At 41.7% G+C, this 19,021-nt stretch carries 18 protein-coding genes; 11 read left to right on the forward strand and 7 right to left on the reverse strand.

Features of this window, described 5'->3' with window-relative positions:
* Positions 1 to 511 precede the first annotated feature (511 nt).
* Together AC805_RS07585 and AC805_RS07590 are read left to right on the forward strand one after the other, a co-directional pair.
* Positions 512 to 1,963: a WGR domain-containing protein gene (locus tag AC805_RS07585; RefSeq protein WP_055074858.1), complete on the forward strand. Its 1,452-nt coding sequence runs from the start codon at positions 512 to 514 to the stop codon at positions 1,961 to 1,963.
* Between the two features lie 340 nt (positions 1,964 to 2,303).
* Positions 2,304 to 3,065 (forward strand): tetratricopeptide repeat protein, encoded by a 762-nt coding sequence (locus tag AC805_RS07590; protein WP_055074859.1) that lies wholly within the window; start codon positions 2,304 to 2,306, stop codon positions 3,063 to 3,065.
* A 226-nt stretch (positions 3,066 to 3,291) separates the two neighbouring features.
* Here AC805_RS07590 and AC805_RS07595 read toward each other — a convergent pair whose 3' ends face one another.
* Complete coding sequence (locus tag AC805_RS07595; RefSeq protein WP_055074860.1) at positions 3,292 to 4,728, reverse strand: reverse transcriptase family protein; 1,437 nt, start codon at positions 4,726 to 4,728, stop codon at positions 3,292 to 3,294.
* A 508-nt stretch (positions 4,729 to 5,236) separates the two neighbouring features.
* On the opposite strand from AC805_RS07595, the gene AC805_RS07600 reads away from it, so the two are divergent.
* The 3 genes from AC805_RS07600 to AC805_RS07610 all read left to right on the forward strand — a co-directional run bounded on the left by AC805_RS07600 (position 5,237) and on the right by AC805_RS07610 (position 10,118).
* The gene (locus AC805_RS07600; RefSeq protein WP_055074861.1) at positions 5,237 to 5,914 is read left to right on the forward strand and encodes a hypothetical protein; all 678 of its coding nucleotides are present in this window, start codon (positions 5,237 to 5,239) and stop codon (positions 5,912 to 5,914) included.
* Between the two features lie 102 nt (positions 5,915 to 6,016).
* Positions 6,017 to 9,220, forward strand: a complete 3,204-nt coding sequence (locus tag AC805_RS07605) for a hypothetical protein (RefSeq protein ID WP_055074862.1) — start codon at positions 6,017 to 6,019, stop codon at positions 9,218 to 9,220.
* Positions 9,221 to 9,224: 4 nt separating this feature from the next.
* The gene (locus tag AC805_RS07610) at positions 9,225 to 10,118 is read left to right on the forward strand and encodes an Rpn family recombination-promoting nuclease/putative transposase (RefSeq protein ID WP_055074863.1); all 894 of its coding nucleotides are present in this window, start codon (positions 9,225 to 9,227) and stop codon (positions 10,116 to 10,118) included.
* Positions 10,119 to 10,151: 33 nt separating this feature from the next.
* Here AC805_RS07610 and AC805_RS07615 read toward each other — a convergent pair whose 3' ends face one another.
* The 3 genes from AC805_RS07615 to AC805_RS07625 form a co-directional block, all read right to left on the reverse strand.
* Positions 10,152 to 11,801 (reverse strand): SWIM zinc finger family protein, encoded by a 1,650-nt coding sequence (locus tag AC805_RS07615; RefSeq protein WP_055074864.1) that lies wholly within the window; start codon positions 11,799 to 11,801, stop codon positions 10,152 to 10,154.
* Positions 11,802 to 12,127: 326 nt separating this feature from the next.
* Positions 12,128 to 12,751 carry a Vat family streptogramin A O-acetyltransferase gene (locus tag AC805_RS07620; RefSeq protein ID WP_055074865.1) on the reverse strand — a complete coding sequence of 208 codons (624 nt, stop codon included), beginning with the start codon at positions 12,749 to 12,751 and terminating at the stop codon, positions 12,128 to 12,130.
* An 18-nt stretch (positions 12,752 to 12,769) separates the two neighbouring features.
* On the reverse strand, positions 12,770 to 12,970 hold the full coding sequence (locus AC805_RS07625; RefSeq protein ID WP_231662495.1) for a KTSC domain-containing protein: 201 nt from the start codon (positions 12,968 to 12,970) through the stop codon (positions 12,770 to 12,772).
* Between the two features lie 202 nt (positions 12,971 to 13,172).
* Here AC805_RS07625 and AC805_RS07630 point away from each other — a divergent pair, with 202 nt between their 5' ends.
* From AC805_RS07630 to AC805_RS07655, 6 genes are all read left to right on the forward strand, one after another.
* On the forward strand, positions 13,173 to 13,745 hold the full coding sequence (locus tag AC805_RS07630; RefSeq protein ID WP_055074867.1) for a Uma2 family endonuclease: 573 nt from the start codon (positions 13,173 to 13,175) through the stop codon (positions 13,743 to 13,745).
* Between the two features lie 104 nt (positions 13,746 to 13,849).
* Positions 13,850 to 15,697: an RNA-directed DNA polymerase gene (locus tag AC805_RS07635; RefSeq protein WP_055074868.1), complete on the forward strand. Its 1,848-nt coding sequence runs from the start codon at positions 13,850 to 13,852 to the stop codon at positions 15,695 to 15,697.
* 204 nt (positions 15,698 to 15,901) lie between these two features.
* On the forward strand, positions 15,902 to 16,234 hold the full coding sequence (locus AC805_RS07640) for a papain fold toxin domain-containing protein (protein WP_197278670.1): 333 nt from the start codon (positions 15,902 to 15,904) through the stop codon (positions 16,232 to 16,234).
* A 20-nt stretch (positions 16,235 to 16,254) separates the two neighbouring features.
* Entirely contained in the window at positions 16,255 to 16,584 is a 330-nt protein-coding gene (locus tag AC805_RS07645) for a hypothetical protein (RefSeq protein ID WP_055074869.1), read from the forward strand.
* A 109-nt stretch (positions 16,585 to 16,693) separates the two neighbouring features.
* Positions 16,694 to 17,005, forward strand: coding sequence for a DUF433 domain-containing protein (locus AC805_RS07650; protein WP_055074870.1), 312 nt, complete (start codon positions 16,694 to 16,696; stop codon positions 17,003 to 17,005).
* A gap of 1 nt (position 17,006) precedes the next feature.
* Positions 17,007 to 17,357, forward strand: coding sequence for a DUF5615 family PIN-like protein (locus AC805_RS07655; RefSeq protein WP_055074871.1), 351 nt, complete (start codon positions 17,007 to 17,009; stop codon positions 17,355 to 17,357).
* A gap of 80 nt (positions 17,358 to 17,437) precedes the next feature.
* Here the strand turns inward: AC805_RS07655 and AC805_RS07660 are convergent, their stop codons facing one another.
* The 3 genes from AC805_RS07660 to AC805_RS07670 form a co-directional block, all read right to left on the reverse strand.
* Positions 17,438 to 17,848, reverse strand: a complete 411-nt coding sequence (locus AC805_RS07660; RefSeq protein ID WP_055074872.1) for a PIN domain-containing protein — start codon at positions 17,846 to 17,848, stop codon at positions 17,438 to 17,440.
* Positions 17,848 to 18,069, reverse strand: coding sequence for a hypothetical protein (locus AC805_RS07665; protein ID WP_055074873.1), 222 nt, complete (start codon positions 18,067 to 18,069; stop codon positions 17,848 to 17,850). The genes AC805_RS07660 and AC805_RS07665 overlap by 1 nt, the downstream gene beginning before the upstream one ends.
* A gap of 132 nt (positions 18,070 to 18,201) precedes the next feature.
* Complete coding sequence (locus AC805_RS07670; RefSeq protein ID WP_055074874.1) at positions 18,202 to 18,819, reverse strand: hypothetical protein; 618 nt, start codon at positions 18,817 to 18,819, stop codon at positions 18,202 to 18,204.
* Positions 18,820 to 19,021: the final 202 nt, after the last annotated feature.

Here is a 19,021-nt window from a genome sequence, read left to right on the forward strand (position 1 = left end):
ATCACTTCTTTGCATCTTTGTGGGGATATGTGAAATTGGAGGTTCTTAAACTCAATTCTAAGCTCAATCATTTTGCTCTCAAATCCAAATTGTATATTAAGGCTTTGCAGCAATCTTACTTGGAATGGCAATCCCTGAAACCTTTTTAGACTTCTGCGTAAGGTGAGTTAATGACATATCCCTAAAACCTTTTAATTCAGGTCAAAGCTATCTTACCCATGCCAAATCAGATTCTCATCTAGATTAGACAGATACTCATTACTGCTCAGTAAGGGGCTTTGACTCTAAAAATGGCGTTGCCATTTTTAGAATTGGAATTGCTTCAATAAGACTTATGCAGTAGCCCTGCACCCAAGTGCGGGCTAAAAGATCAAACCCGTTGAAACGGGTTAAATAAGAGCATTCTGTAGTCCACTTCAGTGGACTTGAGCTTTTAGCCAAGAACTTGAGTTCTTGGTTTATTTGCGTAAATCCTATTTAAAATAGATAAAACTCTACCGATAGAGGTCTTATGTCAGAACAAAAAACCTATTTAGAACTATCCGAAGGAGATAGTGGCTCTCATAAGTTTTATGAAGTAACTGTAAATGATTTAGAAGTATCCATCCGCTATGGTCGGATCGGCGATCGCGGACAAACTAAAGTCTCAACCTTTGCCACACCTGAGAAAGCTCTGGCTGATGCAACCAAAAAAATTAACGAAAAGAAACGCAAAGGCTATGAACTAGCCGTCATGGGCGAACGCCAGAAAAGATCTATCACTCGTCGTTCAGGCGCGATCGCAGAGAGCTATAACCAGTCTAGAAAAGGAAGGCGATCGCCAATCATTCAAGCGCCTGTGGTGTGGCGGTTTGACACGGGCGCAAGCGCCTTGGGAATTTATATCAAAGACGATCTCTGCTTCGTCGGCAATCAAGCAGGTAAGATTTCCGCAATTACCCATGATGGCAAAGTCCAGATTCAATATAAGCTTCCCGATGGGGTGAAGTGTATTCTCGCTGATGATGATTGGCTTTATGCTGGTTGTGATGATGGCAATGTCTATGATCTCAGTGGTAAATTGCCGCGTGTGGCTTACGCCATTGCCGACAATGTGGATATCTTTTGGATTGATGTCAAAGATGGCATCCTCGCTGTTTCCGATGCGGCGGGATATGTGACCGTGATTAATCATGATGATGAATCACAATGGTCGAAAAAGAGCGCAGGCGATCGCGGCTGGATGGTGCGTTGTGATGAGATTGGGGTATATCATGGCTACAACAATGGGGTCACGATGTATGACTGGGAGGATGGAACAGAAATTTGGTCGCATCAAGTCAATGGTTTGGTGGGTTTTGGTTGGCAAGAGGAGTCCAGCATCTTTGCTTCGACAACTACAGGAAATGTCCACCGCTTTAGCAAAAAAGGCGATGTTGAGGCTGTCTATCGTTGTGATGCCTATCTCTGCTCCTGTGCCACGGCTGAGAATGGCAAGTATGTATTTGCAGGCGATACCTATGGCGCGATCTACTGTTTTAATGAAGCAGGCGATCGCCTCTGGAAGCTAGACTCTGGCTGTGGCGCATCCCAGTCTATGCAATTCTTTAAAGATCATCTCTACATTGTGACGCACTTGGGCTTTTTGGCTTGCATTGATGCCAGTGAAGCGGCGATTCTAGCAGCTCAGTCTGGCACTGTGACCGAAACAGTCAATATCAAAGCTTCAACTTTAGAGGATATTCTCCCTTCTGCAACCGTAGAAACCACTTCTGATAGTAGTCAAGGTGTATTAGTGGAATGTTTCCAAGATGGAAGTAAATTGAGAATTCGCGTTATCTCTGACGGCTACAATCAGAATTGGAAAGTCCAATTTCCTAGAGATATTCGCGAAGCTGGCGCACGTTATCTGGTTGACGAAATCCGCGAATCTTCCAACGGTAGTTTTTATCGTACCTTTGGCGATATCAAAAGGCTAGTTTAACCACACAGTAATTTGTAACAATGAAATTTATCGCAACCGAAGCAGGATTCGTAGAAGGTTTAGGCGGCGCTTCCAATACTGGTGGTGATGCAGACTATCACTACATAGTATTTGGATATCAAGAAGACGAGGGACATCAAATACATTTAACACCCAAAATACCCCCTAAAAATTGACTAAATTAAAATATTGAGAAACATGTGTGATTTCCCTGCTCATAAGTAGCTTGACAAAAGTGCTGTAGTGAATATTTACTAAATCAAGATATTTGTATAGAGTCTATTTGAGGTGTTGGGTAAGCCCAAATAGCTATTATTGTAAATTTGTGTGAGGCTTTCCCATGCTAGAGGCATTCTTCATTTTTCTTAGTTCATTTGGCTTGCTAGGGACAGCTTTTTGGGTTTGGATGCTTTATGACTGTCTAAAGAATGGTTCGGGCGATCGCTATCTCTGGCTATGGGCATTAATTCTTCTTAACATAATTGGCGCTTTTCTCTACTTCTTTATTTGCTGGATGCCTCGCTATGGTAGTACTATCCCAGTCCCCCGATTCTTAAGCCGTCGTCGGTTACGTGATGCGCTGTGGCAGGCAGAAGCCGAAGCTAGGAATATTGGCAAAGCGCACCAGTACATCAAACTAGGAGATATCCTATTTGAGCTGGATCAACTGGATAAGTCTGCAAATGCCTATAATAAAGCCTTAGAACTAGAGCCTGATCATCCTAAAGCTCTTTGGGGCGCAGCTTGGGCGGAAAGGAACAACAAAAATTTAGAAGCAGCAAAGACTCATTTGCAAAGGCTATTGAAAGTAGAAGCAGGATTCTCCTATGGAAATGCTTCTCTCACCTACGGTGAACTTTTATTTGATCTTGGTAATCTAGAAGCAGCAAAGACCCACTTGAAGTTGCACCTCAAAAGTTGGAGTCATCCAGATGCCTATATGACACTTGCAAGGATATATCAACAACAAGGAGATATTGCAACTGCTCGTGAGACTTTAGAGACGATGATTTATAAAATCAAAAGCTTTGTTCCATTTCAATATCGTAAGAATCAACACTTTATATCTCAAGCCGAAAAGACACTCAAAAAGTTGAAATAGCTCTGTCCCAATATCTCTTATACCAAAGCTGAAGCTAAAAATGGCTACGCCATTTTCAGCTTCAGCTTTGAAAACCACTACTGAGTTTGGTTTTTAATTCACGAAAGTATGACAACACTTTCGTGAATTGGTATTACATTGCCATAGAGAACAAATTCAGTACAAGACTTCAATTCTAACAATAGCAACGCTATTGTTAGAATTGAAATAACGCAGGTGCGATCACTTAGTTACTTTTTCGTCTTACGCGCTTTACTCGTTTGGGTCTGTACTTGGCTTTAATGCGCTGGACTTGCTCCTTGAGCTTGCCACCTTTTTCTGGATTGACCATCGCCACAAAGTTCGCAAAGCCTTCGATGGATTGAATTAAATCAGGATAATTGCCCCAATGCTTTCCTGCTAATCCATCCTTCTCAATGTGAAACAAGGTAGCCCGAAAACGTTTGAGTGTCTCTCTATCCACATTTAGCTTCTCATTAACTACAATCCCTGTTACTTCTTGATGTTGAGATTTATGGAGAACTCTCGTCTTTTGAGGATGAATCGTGAACCCCTCATGAGTTGCGATCGCTTCCGTCCGTTTCAGCACATTACAGATCTGTCGCAAATTCTCACCAGAACTAGAGAAGGTCAAGTCATCAGCATAGCGCGTATACACAAAACCAAGACTTGCTGCCATCTTAGTGAGACGCAGATCGAGGCGGCGACAGATTAAATTGGTAATGGCTGGGCTGCTGGGTGCGCCTTGGGGCAAATGGCGATCGCCTAGAGCCACATAATAGGTCTTGCCATCAAGTTCTACTGCCTCTACAGCAGCATCAGTACAAATTAGTCCAAATATCGTAGCAGCAGCTTCAGAATAGCCTAGAGATATAAATAATCCCTTAACCCGATGGTAAGAGATAGAAGGAAAGAAATCTTGCAAATCCAGATTGATGACGACATCGGCTCCCACATGCGGCGCGGCATTAGTGACAATCGATCGCCCACGACAAAAGCCATGGGCAGCCTCATGTAAATCCACTTGTTCGAGAATGTGATAGAGAATCCATGTCTGCGCTTGCTTGAGCCGTGGCATGGGCGCAGAAATCAATCGTTCGCCGCCTGTTTTTTTGGCAATTTTGAAACGGATGTAGTGAGATATATTGCTAGCCCGTCTTACAAAGGCTAAAAATCGCAGTTGACCGAGGCTGATTCCCATGGCAGCAGCAATCTCCCCTGATGTGCCATATTCTGGTAAGCCGTAGCTTTGTAAGCGATCGCGATCGCATTCAGTCTTATTGAGTCCTGCGGAAACTCCCTCGCCTAGAAATACAATTTCCTGTTGTTTCTTGAGTTCCCAAATTTCTAAACGTTCTTGACGCTCTCGCTCTCGCCGCTCTTTAGTTTCTTGCTGTTTACGTTTAGACTCCGCTAATCTCTGGGCTAAAGCTTCTTTTTTGAGTGCTTCTTCATTATGCAGTTGGCGATTTTGCGCTCGTAAATCCTCAAGCTCCCGCATGATCTCGCCCTTGCGCCGAATCTCATCGGCAGGATCCTTGGGCATTTCACCTGCGGCTGGCCAAAATCCTAAACGAATCATTTCCTCCAAAATTACTTCATCTCTGGAGCTACGCCTAATGCGATCGTAAAGTTCCTGACGGGTGCGGGGTTGGTTGGTCATAGTTATTTACCGCAGGTTGCGCTGTCAAAAAGCCACATTCAGCAGTCAACAGGTTACTCCTTCGTAAACCTCTCAGGACTGGATTGCTCAACTCCAGCGGCTCCGCTACTAGTGTGTTCGTTAGCTTTTCGGAAGCCAAACCGTAATAACACACTAGTAGCGAGAGACGCACAGTTAAGAGCAAGCCAGTGATGCGCGCTTAGACTAAATGCAAGAATGGCGATCCACCATTCGGATTGCAAGGTTGTTTACCCTTATGACTGCTGTTGCGACTATTTCGCACATGTTTGATATACCAAAGATATACAAATATGTACTACTCAAAAGATAACCTAAACATGGCTTTTGGGTCAAACTCAGTTTTAATCTCTAAAATACTCGTTAGACATGAATTTTAGACTAAGGGATAGAGTAATACATATACAATCAATACCACAGTGTATTTACAGGATTTATAACGTGATACACTTTCGCCAAATGACTGTAACGAAAAAATAAAGATTTTTATATGAATAATCTTAAAGGCAACCTTTTTAAGTCGATATATAGTTGGTGTGATTTTTTAAGAACAAAATTTGTATTACTCAATATTACCAGTAATGGAATTCCATTTGACACTTTAATCTTCATAATAGGGTTTTCATTATTATTTGCTAATCTATTTCAATTCTCATCACTAAGTATAATGCGACCAAATTTCTGGCAAGCATTTGCTCTTCATGGATCTGGATTGTTATTTTTTCCATATACTTTTTACTATATTATCAATAGGTTTTATAAACCCATACCATTTTTTTATGTAGAGAAATGGACACAGACACCTACTAAAATTGTCGAAAAAGCAATTGTATTTGGCAAATTTGACTATCTATATGAAAAGAGAGGTATCCAAAATTGGATTAACAATAAAACTAGAACTGTATCTACGAAAGTTCTTTTTCATTGGAATCATGGACAAATAGAGATTGATGAGGATAATGTCAAATTAGATGTTATTGCGGAGGGTGCGCTATTTATCGATGGTTACCAACAAGGAATTATGAAGAAGCCGATCAAACTATCCATCGATAAAACTGAAGTAGATTTCGGAAGAGCATTTCTTTTAGTTAGAAATTTGCCAGCGATAAGATTTACTGCGGATGGTAACGTTCTTTATGCTGTATTTATCAGAGAGATGAATAACTAGGCATTCATTTCTATTTAAGGAGTTTGCTTTAAGCTAATATGGCACTACAGCATATTTATCATATTTATTGATTTATTATTGATTTACTAGTTTGAGCTTGCCATGCAAATAATTAAACGAACGACGCTGCTTTATCATGCTGGCAGCTCAGCTAAAGTCTACGAAATCGATCTTTGTCAGGTTGGGGATAATCGCTATGTGGTCAACTCGCGGTATGGGAAACAAGGGGCTGTCCTCAAAGAGAATTCCGAGACAGTGACAGCAGTATCCCTAGAGCAAGCACAGAAATTGCTCGATCGCTTAATCAATGCAAAAGTAAGCAAAGGCTATCGTGATGCTACTGGGGAAACTGAGGCGACTTCTACCCCGATCGCAAGTTCACCACCGCCACCGATAGAAATTCCCATTGATAGCGATGCCAGAAGTCAAGCGATTCTCAATCGATTGGTGGCAATCTTAAATGTGGGCGTTCCTTCTAGCGTTGCATCTCGTAGTGGGGTGAGGAATACAAGGCGTGGTCGTCAACCGCGTACAAACCTAGTAGATCGGATGGGCAATCCCTTAGTGGCTAGGCGCGATCGCCAGCATCCCTTAGATCGATTGATTTGGCGGGTGGGAGAACTAAAGATAGCAGCAGCAGCACCTCTTTTGTTACGGATGCTCAACACTTCGCGCAATCCCATCAGGAACTATGCGATCGCTTGGTCATTAGGATGGTGTGGCGATCGCAATGTCATTTCCACCTTAGAAGGGCTGTATCAAAATAGTGCTACGCCAGACTCAGTAAAGCGTATCGCCTTTGAAGCTGTTTTTAAACTGGCTGATCGTGCTAAACAAGCGGAGATGCGATCGCAATTAATCGCACAATTACCGATCGCACTGCAAGATCCAGTTCGCTATGGTACTGCTGAGCAATTTGCGGAAGCTTTTCAGGCTTTTCTCAATAGCGACGATCGCTACCGTTTTATGGCGATCGAACTTCTCTATCAAATCGATAGTGAGAATATTCGCCCAGCGATTTTAGAGGTTTTAAGAACAGTTCCTCTAGGATATAACTACTTCCAAAGAGTGCGCCATATCTTCAAAATTGCCGAATATCGCCAAGATGCCGAAGCATTCGCAATTCTGGCAAAACGCTTCGAGCAAGATAAACAACCAGACTATGAAGAGTTTGAGAATAATATTGAGAATAATCAGGCTTATTCCCAAAAAACACGCAGTTACTTAAGGCGGCGAGTATGGCGATCGCTCCGTAAACTTGGAGAATTAAACGATCCAGCCTACATTAACCTAGCCGTAAGTATTCTCTTGCAGTATTCAGATGTTGATGCTGAGGAAGTGCGGCAATCTGTTTACTATGGGTACGATCGCAATTGGAGTCGGTATGAATCCGCAAGAATTGAATGGGATATCTATGCCAAATATATCACCTTCAATCATATTCTCTATGAGCATAGCCACCGTTATGTGCTGAAGCCCAACGCCAGAGCATGGCGATGTGTTCCTCCCTATAAGCCTGAAAGTCCTGAGCCAAAAGTTAGAGAAGAAGCATTCCCTCAACTGTGGGAACAGCATCCCACTGCGCTATTGCAACTTCTCTTAAAAAGTGAAGCCCGCCCCGTACATCATTTTGCCGTTAAAGCGATGCGGTCATGTCAAAGTTTTTGCGCAGAGCTATCCCTAGAGAATCTGATTAAAATCCTAGCCCGTCCCTACGCAGTCACCGCGCAATTAGGATTTGAGCTAGCAAGAGTTCGCTATCAACCTGAGCAGCCCGATGGCAAATTAATTTTAGCGGTGGCTAATTGTGCTTTTGCACCTGCGCGAACCGAGGCTTATCGATGGATTAACGAACAGCGCGATCGCTTTTTAACCGAAGATAGTCAATTAATTGCGGGATTGGTATTGAGCAAACAGGCGGAGACGAGGACTTTTGCGCGGCAGTTACTTGGTACGGCTATTTTGAGTGATGTCACAGCGCGATCGCTAATTGGACAGATTATTGCCCTGATGCTGACCCTGCAACCCGATCAAGCAGAACAGGCTAAACAAGGAGCAGAAACTATATTACTTAGCTTCAGTATGCAATTGCGATCGCTAGGCTTAGAAATTATTCTCGATCTCCTGCGTCATCCCCTGCCAGAGTTGCAAACCTTGGGAGCGCAGATTCTGGTGAACCATGAAATAAATGTCATGGACTTACCATCAGGCTTAATGGAAGCTCTATTAGAATCCCCCTATGATCATGTTAGGGTTTTGGGTGTGCGGCTGTTTGGGCAATTGCCCGATCGCGTTTTGTTAGAACGCACAACCCTAATCTTGGCGATCGCGACCCATGCGATCGCGGATATGCGCGAAGCAATTCGTCCGATCATTCATCGATTGGCTAATGACAATCATGACTTCAGCTTAACCCTTGCAGGACAACTACTCCAAGTCTTGCTTGCTCCTGAAGCGAACGAAGGGGTGCATAAATTCCTCAGCCAGTTACTCCAAAATGATTTGCCTGAATGGATGTCTGCGGCTACCCAAGAGTTGACGCAACAACTTCTCCAAACCAAATCTACTGCCGCTCAAGAAGTGGCGGGATCTATCCTCTCCGTCAATGGATCGGTTTGGGCGAGTAGCTTTACAACCGCAGAGATTGCTCAGTTTAGCAACCATGAAGTGTTAACAGTTCGCATTGCCTCCTATGCTATGGGCGAACAGATACTCCCCCGTCTGCATCGTCAACCAGAAGAATTACTCGCAGCATTACCATTTCTCGAATCACGCTGGGATGATGCAAGGCTATTTGGATTTCGCCTCTTTGGAGAATTACTCCAACCTGAAGACTTCACGCCTGTGGTAATTATCAGCATCTGCGATAGCATTCGCGCTGATGTGCGCAAGTTTGGACGCGATCTAGTCAGTCGCTGTTTTCAAGAAACCGATGGACAAGAATATCTAGTTAAATTTAGCGAACATCCTTCTATGGATATGCAACTATTTGCCACCAATTATCTAGAAAACTACGCGGCAAATAATCCCAGTCGTTTGCAGGAGCTAATTCCCTATTTCACAAGAGTCTTAGCCCAAGTAAATCGCGGTCGTGTCACGAAGCAACGGGTATTCGCTTTTCTCAATCAAGAAGCAATTAAAAGCGAAGCCGCTGCGCATATCGTCGCCCAAATTTTCACCCGACAATCTGCTGCGATCGCGATCGGTGATAAAGCCAAAGCCCTAGAATCCCTCTTAAAAATCCATCTCACCTATCCTCAAATCCCACTTCCCATCAAGCTACTGGCTACCCCCATAAAATCATAAAGGAATGAAGACAGACACCTTATTTTATCAACTCTTTCAATCCTTCCACACCCTACTATTCGAGCTAATCGATCGCCCGATCGCAGAAGCCGAAGGATACAAATTCAGCTCAGCCGAGATCAAAGAAAAAGCATTTCGGTTTGACGGTATCTTCATGCCCGAAACCAACGACAAACCAATATTTCTGGTAGAAGTCCAATTTCAACCCAAAGAAGACTTCTACTCCGAATTCCTAGCCGAAATTTTCCTCTATCTCAACCAATATCGTCCCATCCAAGACTGGCAAGCCGTAGCCATCTTTGCCAAATACAATAGCGAACCAATACCCGACAAATTCTGCCAAGAACTAATTGCCTCAGGAAGGATCACCCGCATATATTTAGAAGACCTGCGGGAAGAAACGAACTCCCTTGGCATAGCCATCATTCAGCTAATCTTAGCCACAGAAAAAAAAGCACCAACCATAGCAAGAAAACTAGCCCAAAAAGTTGAACAAGAAACAAACACTGAACTGAGAGATAACGTAGTAGAATTCATAGAGGCAGTGTTGGTATATAAATTCCCAAAACTAAGTCGTCAAGAGGTTGAATCGATGTTTACACATAGCGATCTAAAGAAAACCCGCGTCTACCAAGAGGCTATGCAGGAAGGTAAACAAGAGGGCTTGCAAATTGGTAAACAAGAAGGTTTGCAAATTGGTAAACAAGAGGGTTTACAAAGACAGGCTGCGATGTTGGTACGAATGCTAACCCGCAAATTTGGTAAAATATCTCCAAGCATAAAATCTAAAATTACTAAACTATCTGTCGTGCAGCTAGAAAATTTAGCCGAAGCAATCTTTGACTTACAAACAACTGCTGATTTAAGCGCTTGGCTAAAAGAACATTTGGCGCGTTGAACAAGAGGAACGAAAGGGTATTACACAATTGCATTAGCGTGCATTAGCGATGCGATCGCTATGCATTCGCAAAGCGAGGATATGTTCGCAAGGTCCTTTAAATAGCTTGTTTTGTTGATGCCAGTTGCAAGTACATTCAGCGTGAACAATGCGTAGATCGCGATCGAGCGTGACCACAGGCAGGAAAGTTTGATTTTTGTGGCGCACTTCTCCTTGCAAGAGTTGAGTTCCCGAAGTATCAATATTGTCACTGGTAATCCGCACCGCATTCTGCTCTAAAAATTGACTCGCTTGGGCTTCGCGATCGCTAGCAAAGCGCAGCTTATCCATCGGCAAAGGGACACTGGACAGTTCGCGCACACGATAGACCTGCTTATTCAGGTCATAAATCGCTCTACCCGCCTGAGTATAGGCACTGAGCGCACCAAGAACCACCGAGCGATCCAGTCTGAGTCTTGCTGCTAGAGCGTCAGGGGATTCTACCCAATTCTGCTTGAGGGCTTCAAAAATCTGGCGTTTGGTGCGGTCATCAACATTTGCCCTAGGCGCAAGTAAATCAAAATTACTCGCCTTTGCCCAGTCATTAGCCGTCCAGCCCGATAGCCCCAAGGTGAAGGACATATCTTCAAGATCGGCGACATAAAAAGAAGGCATTCCATTGCCAAGTAAATGCACGGTGAATTTACGCGCAACGGGAATCAGTCGCTCCAAAATCAAGAGACGACGACGACCCCAAACACGGATCGTGCGATCGCTATTGCCCTCATAAATTGAGCGGGAACAGACTATTTCCGTTCCCCAAGGCTCAAATACAATTCGGATAGGTTCGTTAGGTTTGAGAATATAGCGCATACTGCGCGGTCCCTGCTTTTCTTTGCGACGACGCAAAACAAAACAGATGTTATAAATATCGGTGGGATGGAGGTCAAAGCGAATTGCGGGAAGTGACATTGCCGAGCTAACCTGCAAAAAGCCGCGCACCCAAGTATCTGGTAGATCGATTTTGACTTCTTTATAGTCAGCCTCTCCTGTGGTCTTTACTTCAAACCCCGAAGGATCGACCTCCAATAACGTCCGTTTATAACTGCGAATCTTTTGGAACTCATCGTAGAGTGCGGCGGAGTAATCGATGTTGGTAGTGCCGCAGGCAAATTCATCAATATTCTTAAATACCTCATAGCTAGCCCCCAGACGACCATAGCTAGATTCATCTTGGCTAAAGCATTCAAAAAAAACTTCGTCAGGATGAACGGTAATTACAGGGTCAAGCACAAACCAATAATCTCGATCTTTTTGATAGAGATAATCAAAATATCTCGCGGTGGCTCGATAAAATCCAGACATCCGTTCCGAACTACGCCGATTTAGATCCGTGAGATCGGTTTGGAGGGCTTTGATCCTATCTGTAACTTCTTGGCGTTGGGCGGCGACCAGTTGCCAGTCAATCTCATTGCGTTGGGCTGCCCAAGCTTTGTAAGCTTCTTTATCCTTTGGCTTAAAACGAAGGTCAGAAACTACAACGTCATGCAAGGCACTAATCGCTTCTCGAAAGGCAATATTCTGTTGCAGTTCGCCTCTAAAGTAAGTGGGTTGCCTTGTCAGATCAGGTGAGAACGACATCGCTGTGCGATCGCCTTGTCCAGACACTGACGAACTGCCTTTGTAGTTGTAGTTAAATTCCATACAAGTTCCGACTCTTCATCAAGCATAAACCAATCGCTGAATTTTTTGGAGCTGATCGCAAATACTGGGAGTAGAGATTCATTGTAAACGATCAGTCAGGCAAATCCAGAAAATTCCTAACTTACATAAGTCGTTCGGCATAATTAAAAACCAAAACCAGAGAGCATACCGCCCGCTGTGTGGGCGGTATGCTCTTCTAGGTTTTACAGCAATTATCGATCAAACGAACCACAAGGGAATTTTTGAAAGCGTTGCTTCGCAACGCTTTCAAAAATTCCCTTAGTTTGGGTTTGAGCGCAAAGCGCTGTAAGTTTACTTATGCCTAGCTACTTACAATTTTGCAAGGCTGCGATATCCGCGCTCACAATCCGATCCAGATTTCTCGTAATCTTCTCCATATCCCAATTCCACCATGCGATTTCGAGTAGCTTTGCGATCGCGCGATCGTCAAATCTCTGACGGATCACTGTCGCAGGATTGCCCCCAACGATCGCATAGGGTGGCACGTCTTTAGTAACCACAGATTTGGAAGCAATAATCGCGCCATCACCAATCTTCACTCCCGCCATAATTACCGCTTCGTAGCCGATCCAGACATCATTCCCAATTACGGTATCGCCTTTGTAGGGGAATTCGAGATTTTGCGGTTTCCATTCATGCCAAAAGATTTGAAATGGATAGGTGGAGATGCCTGACATACTGAGATTTGCGCCATTCATGATGAATTTTACGCCACGAGCGATCGCGCAAAATTTACCGATAATCAGTTTGTCCCCAATGAAGTCAAAGTGATATAGGACGTTACGTTCAAAGTTTTCGGAGTCTTCGGGATCGTCGTAATAGGTGTAGTCGCCGATAATGATATTTGGGTTAGAGACTGTGTTTTGAATAAAGCAAACTTGGGGAAATCCTGTCATTGGGTGAGGATTGGTGCGATCAGGATAGTTCATAGATGTCATATAGTAAAGCTAATATTTGCTTTTCCTTTTTACTTGTTGATAGGAGTACATATCGATAATTTCATCACGCATATAACGTCCCTTAGATTCGCTAGCGATCAATTCATCGTAAACCTCTTGTGAAACCTTAAAATAGTCATAGGTTTTACCGCTATTAAAGACAGCACGAAGAGTCTGGGTAGCCGAGTCATAGCCAACTGAACTCAGCATACTAGAATCTACATCAATCATCTGCATAGTTCTATCCTCTTTAATATTAAGGATCATTTTTGCAACATCCTTATTTCTTTTAATAGTCTACATTAACAAAATTTATTGAGATAGATGTAGTACCCCAACTTTTAGTGCTACAGAATCCAAAATAGTTAAAAGTGCTAGAATCTCATTACAACTGTATTTTCAAACTAAAAGCATGAATACGGTAACTTTGAATCTTGAGGCGATCGCCAAAATTGCTGACGAGCAGTTTTACGATCTATGTCTAGCCAATCCTGATGTCAAGTTTGAGCGTAATTCTAGAGGAGAGGTAATTATCTTGGCTCCGACGGGTGGAGAAACGGGAATTTATAATGCGGGTTTGATTGCTCAGTTTTGGATTTGGAATAATCGATTGAAGCTTGGCAAGGTGTTTGATTCATCGACTTGTTTTAAATTGCCGAATAATGCTAACCGATCGCCTGATGTGTCATGGATTAGTTTAGAGAGATGGAATGCGTTAACTGATTCTCAAAAAGAAAAGTTTCCACCGATCACGCCTGATTTTGTTTTGGAGTTGATGTCGCCAACGGATACGCGCAAGGAGACTCAAGCGAAAATGCAGGAATATATCAAAAATGGTGCAAGGCTAGTTTGGTTGTTAGATCGCAGGGCGAATATTGTCGAGATTTATCGTCAAAATCAAGAAGTGGAAGGTCTCACTAATCCTGATGTGTTATCTGGTGAGGATGTCTTACCTGAGTTTAGTTTAGACTTGCGATCGCTTTAGATCTCAAATGTCAATATCTAGGCGATCACACATTTTATAACATGTATTAATATGACTATGTACTGATATTATTTGCCAACAAGTTGTGAGAAAATTTCTGGAAGATGGATAAATCAGGTACTTATCAGCAAATGCACGAAAATCAGCGCAAACAAAGTTTATATCTAGACCTTGATAATGCTTTTCAACCGAAACAAATAGTTAAAGTTTGGAAAGATACGGTACGTAACGGTTTACGCAAACAGCCACTGGAAGATTTACATGACTTCTTAGATATTCATAGAAACATTCTGCCATTTGCAGATCGGTTGCGTAAAGATGTGATTGATGGTCGGTATAAACCGTCTTCCCCTGAGTTTGTTCATCTAGAAAAAAGAGATGGTATTCCTAGAAGGCTTGCAATCCCAGAACCATCGGATGCCCTTGCCCTTCAATGTATTGTAGAAGTTTTAGAAAGTGAGTTAAAAAAAGCACAACCATCACAGAACGCTTATTACTCACGTACTCATACGCCTAAAGATGTTGAACAGGTTGACGGAACTTTTGCTTATCCTTGGTGGGTATTATGGCCGCAATTCCAAAAGCGTATTTGGGAATTTACCAATGAATATCAATACGTTGTAGTGACTGATATTGCTAACTACTTCGATTGTATTCCTCTATCAGCGCTCCGAAATACTTTAGCAGCTTGTGGGAAATTTAGCGAAAATCTTCTTAATTTTCTATTCTATTTACTTGAGGCTTTCTCATGGCGACCATACTATATGCCACATTCTGGAGTGGGATTACCACAAATAAATTTTGATGCACCACGGTTACTTGCTCATGTTTATTTATTTAAGATTGACGAGGAGTTAGACAAAGCAAGCAATGGAGATTTTGTGAGATGGATGGATGATATTGATGTAGGAGTAGGCTCACGAGCAGAGGGGAAAAAGTTATTACGCAATTTAGATAATGTTCTTAGTAGTCAAGGACTACGGTTAAATACAAGCAAGAGCAAAATTTTATCTGCACAGGAAGCAGTTGAACACTTTTGGATTCAAGAAAACCGTGATCTAACAATCATTGAAAATTCTATAAAATATGGGGCTACAAGCCAAGATATCCAAACGGCTCAAAAGCATCTGCTTAGAAAAAAATTTAGACAATTTAAGCAGAAAACACGAACTGGACAATGGGATAAAGTGTTCAAGCGTTACTTTGGTCTATTTAGGCTTGTAAAAGACAACTATCTTGAGAAATATCTCGAATCTATTCTTGAAGAAACTCCTAGCCTTAGAAGTGGATCATTTAATTATCTTATGCATTTGGGTATAAGTAAAAAAAGAATAGATTTAATTAAAAATTTTCTCCTATCTGGTCACTGTGAAGATGACGTTTCGCTTTTTGAAGCTATTAAATGCCTGATCAACTGGGATACACCAAAAGCAGGTAAAACAGTTCAAGAAATGGTAGATATTGCTACTAGTATCGCAAAGAAGAATGGTTCATATTCATCTTCAGGAGTAATTGCAGCTATTTGGCTATTAGCAAAATATGGTTCATACTCAGATTTGATATCCTTGATCAATTCATCTAGAAGTGTTTGGGAGAGATCTGCATGGACAGCAAGGCAAATTGCTTCAGTAACTCCTCTTTTACTTGAGCAAGATCGTCTTTCTATTGCTGAGATATTTAACCAAAATAAGTTGTTGCAGGCGTTGGGTGTCTTGGCACATATTGACAGTATAAGAAGATTGACGAATTTAGACCCGCAACTACATAGTTATTTAAAATATCAACCTTCACCAACATGGTCTTACTACTCACTTCCAAAGGTTATTCTTACCATAACTCTCTTACAAGGAAATCTAGATTCTGTCAAAAAAATAACCCTGCGTAATAAGCTACTAGAAACGATTAAAGATCGACGATATAAGTATTTAATTGCTAACTCTTATAGTTGTTAATAGAGCTATACAACACTCCCCTTGGTTGAACTTGTTTGGCGAAACCATAAGTAAGAATTATTTTATATATGATATGGAATCACAGGAGGAAATCTGGCAAGCAGTCGGTAGGATTACGATTAATTTTCCATTGCTAGAATGTGATAAATGCACCCTAAGGGACTTGCGAGAAAATAAGATACCAATCCAGATTTACCAGAATCGGTGGCGCGGCTCCGCCGCGCCACCGATTCTGGTTTTATATTTGGTACTTCATTAAATCGCAAGTCCCTAACCGTAATGCGTTGGCTAAAAAAGCGTGGTATCGAAGCAAAAATTCTGCGGTTACGAACCAAACGCCGTAGTGAAAACTTTATAACAAGCGATCGCTATGGACTAGACGAGTCAATAACTGAAAATGGAACTCATTATGGAGTAGAAGTCATGGGAAAAGTATTTAACAATTTGTCTGCCGAAGGCTTATCTCGCGAGGATTGGATAAAAGACTTTAGTTGTCTGAGTGGCTCTTTTATAGTCGATGAATTAACTACTTTGTAATATTTTTTGAGAGGTATAAAATGATTGGATTATTTGAGCTTTTGCAAAAAGTTGAGAAGAACTCAGGAATGTATTTAGGTCGTCAATCCGTTAGCGATCTATTTATGTTTCTTGCTGGATATGAATTTGCGCGAAGTCAGATTAATGGAGAACTCACCCAAGAAGAAGAAGACTTTTATAACGAGTTTCAGCCTTGGCTACAGCAAAAACTAGGCGTAAGATCTGTCACCTCATGGGCAAAACTAATTATGCTCTCCTGTCACGATGAAAAGACAGGGTTTGAAATGTTTTTTAAATTCCTAAAAGAGTTTCAAGTACGAGATCAAGTTAAAGAATCAGTAATGGCTTAATTGCGTTAAATAGAATTCGCTAATCTTTATCTGTTGTTAAAAGCTACTTGTTAAAGTCAGTAAAGACTATACTGTAAGAGCATGACAGCTTAGTTAGGTAAAAATAATCATGTTAGCCCTAAGTTATCCACATATCGAAAAAAGCGACAACCAACCCGCCAGACTGCAACGCTTACCACGCATTCGAGTAGCACAAATTGTCATGGACTATCTCGCCTATGGCTGGTCAGTCGAAGAAATATGTCGTCAGCACCTTTACCTAACACCTGCCGAAGCTCATGCAGCAATGGGTTATTACTTCGACCATCAAAAAGAAATTGACCAAGAAATCAAAGAAGAATGGGAGCAAGTCCAAGGAAGTACTAGCCAATCTGTGCGATCGCCTTTTTATATCAGGATGAAAGCGCAAGGAGTTCTCTAAAATGGCGATCGCTTTGTATATGGATGTTCATGTCCCTCAAGCAATTACACAACAACTGCGACGTAAGGGCATAGACGTACTAACAGCCTTTGAGGATGAAACCACAGAATTACCTGACGATCAACTTTTAGAACGAACAACAGAACTTAAACGAGTTCTCTTTACCCAAGACATTCGCTTTCGAGTTCTAGCTGAGACTTGGCAAGTAGAAGGCAAACAGTTTGCAGGATTAATCTTTGGACATCAACTCGGCGGCACAATTGGGCAATTTGTCAAAGATCTAGAATTGATCGCTCAAGCTTCTGAGGCTTACGAATGGATGAACACAGTTGAATATATTCCTTTCAAATAAAATGTTTAAACTGACGTGTATTTAAGCTGTATAAAAGCGGTCGCAAAGCCCTTATAACAAGGGATATAGACGAGCATCTACTATATCGTAAAATCATCAAAATCTTTCGGCAAAACTACTGGAATATCTCCACTGATAAACCCAGATACATCACGAGTTACAATTACATCCACACTATGTACAACTCCACAAGCATATTGCACCGCATCCTCAAAATCTCGAAAATTAAGTTTGATAGCCTGTTCTAAAACATCTCGATCTACAGGGCAAATATTTAGATCCGCTAAGACTTGTGCGATCGCATTGTGGGCTGCATCCATTCCTGCGGCTCTACGGACAATGTAATAGATGTTGGTGATTGTCGTCGCAGCAATAAATCCCTCAATTTCACCAGCATCAATTCGCGCAAACAATCTCGCTGCATCTTTTACAAATGGCTCACGTTCTTGCAAGAAATCAAGAACAACATTAGTGTCAATCAGAACTCGCATTACTGGTATTTTTCAGTGAGATAGTTAACATAATCGTCCTTAGCATCAAGTTCATCCATTCCAGCCGAACTTTTGGCTATACCTCTAAGGCTCGATAGATTACCACGTTTTACACTTGGTTGAGACTCGCGTTTTAGAGACTCTAGGAGAGTTTGCACCAACTGCCAGCGATCGCTAATTGGCAACTGCAAGGCTTGTTTTTGTAGTTCTTGTGATGTCATAACAAAGAATTTAAAGCTTACTTTGTATAAATTGTAATCTAGTTTAAAAATACGCAAACACAGAAAGCAAAAGTATACTTGTTGTAAGTTATTGGACTAAATTTATGCCCATGACCGAATTAATGCCGCTATTCAGACAGCGATCGCGCTTAACTGGCGATCGCAGTCTTGAAAAATAAAATTAACCGCCGCAAACAAATGCTGGATCTCTTGAATGCTATAAAAGATTTTATTGCGAGTAAAAGTAGTGCGATCAAGTTTCCCAAACTGCCAAAATTTACCATTAGAAGTAATCCCAAAGACAGTTAATGCTTCTAGATTATTCAACTTTTGGGCGGCATACATTTCTGCTAAACACTGCCCCCAAGCCGCATCAAAATTATCTTGTTTAGCTTCGATCAGTAAAAAATAGGGCTTATCAAATACCACTTTGCCAAGAGGCGATCGCTTTGCCAAAATGTATTCAGGAAAGCCAGTTAAGTTCTCAGTGTAGTTAAGATATTGATGACTCCACAGCGTAAACTTTTTAGCAAGAGGTTTCCAAACTTCCTTCAAAATAGGATAGATCAAATTCTCACAAATGGCATACTCAGAGTTATCCACGACTCCCTCGTTTAACATAAACTCAAGATCTGTCAGAAAATAATCACGAATATCAAAGGGAACTTCTTGCATAAAGTCTTCTTCTACGAAGGAAATTTCTAATTCCTTAAGGGTCTCGCCTAAACTTTTGTACTGACTAAATGACATGTTTTTTAATCCTTATTTTCTAGATTATTTTCGCAATTTTGAAAAATATAATGCAACCAACCTAACACTACTTCCAAATTACCAAGAGCATGAGCCGTAGTTTCGTTCTTGTATTAAATCTATGACCATGATCGAATTAATGCCGCTATTACGACAATTAAGCCGAGCCGAAAAATTACACGTTATGCAATGCCTAGTCTCA

Source organism: Pseudanabaena sp. 'Roaring Creek', assembly GCF_001402795.1.
Classification (GTDB): domain Bacteria; phylum Cyanobacteriota; class Cyanobacteriia; order Pseudanabaenales; family Pseudanabaenaceae; genus Pseudanabaena.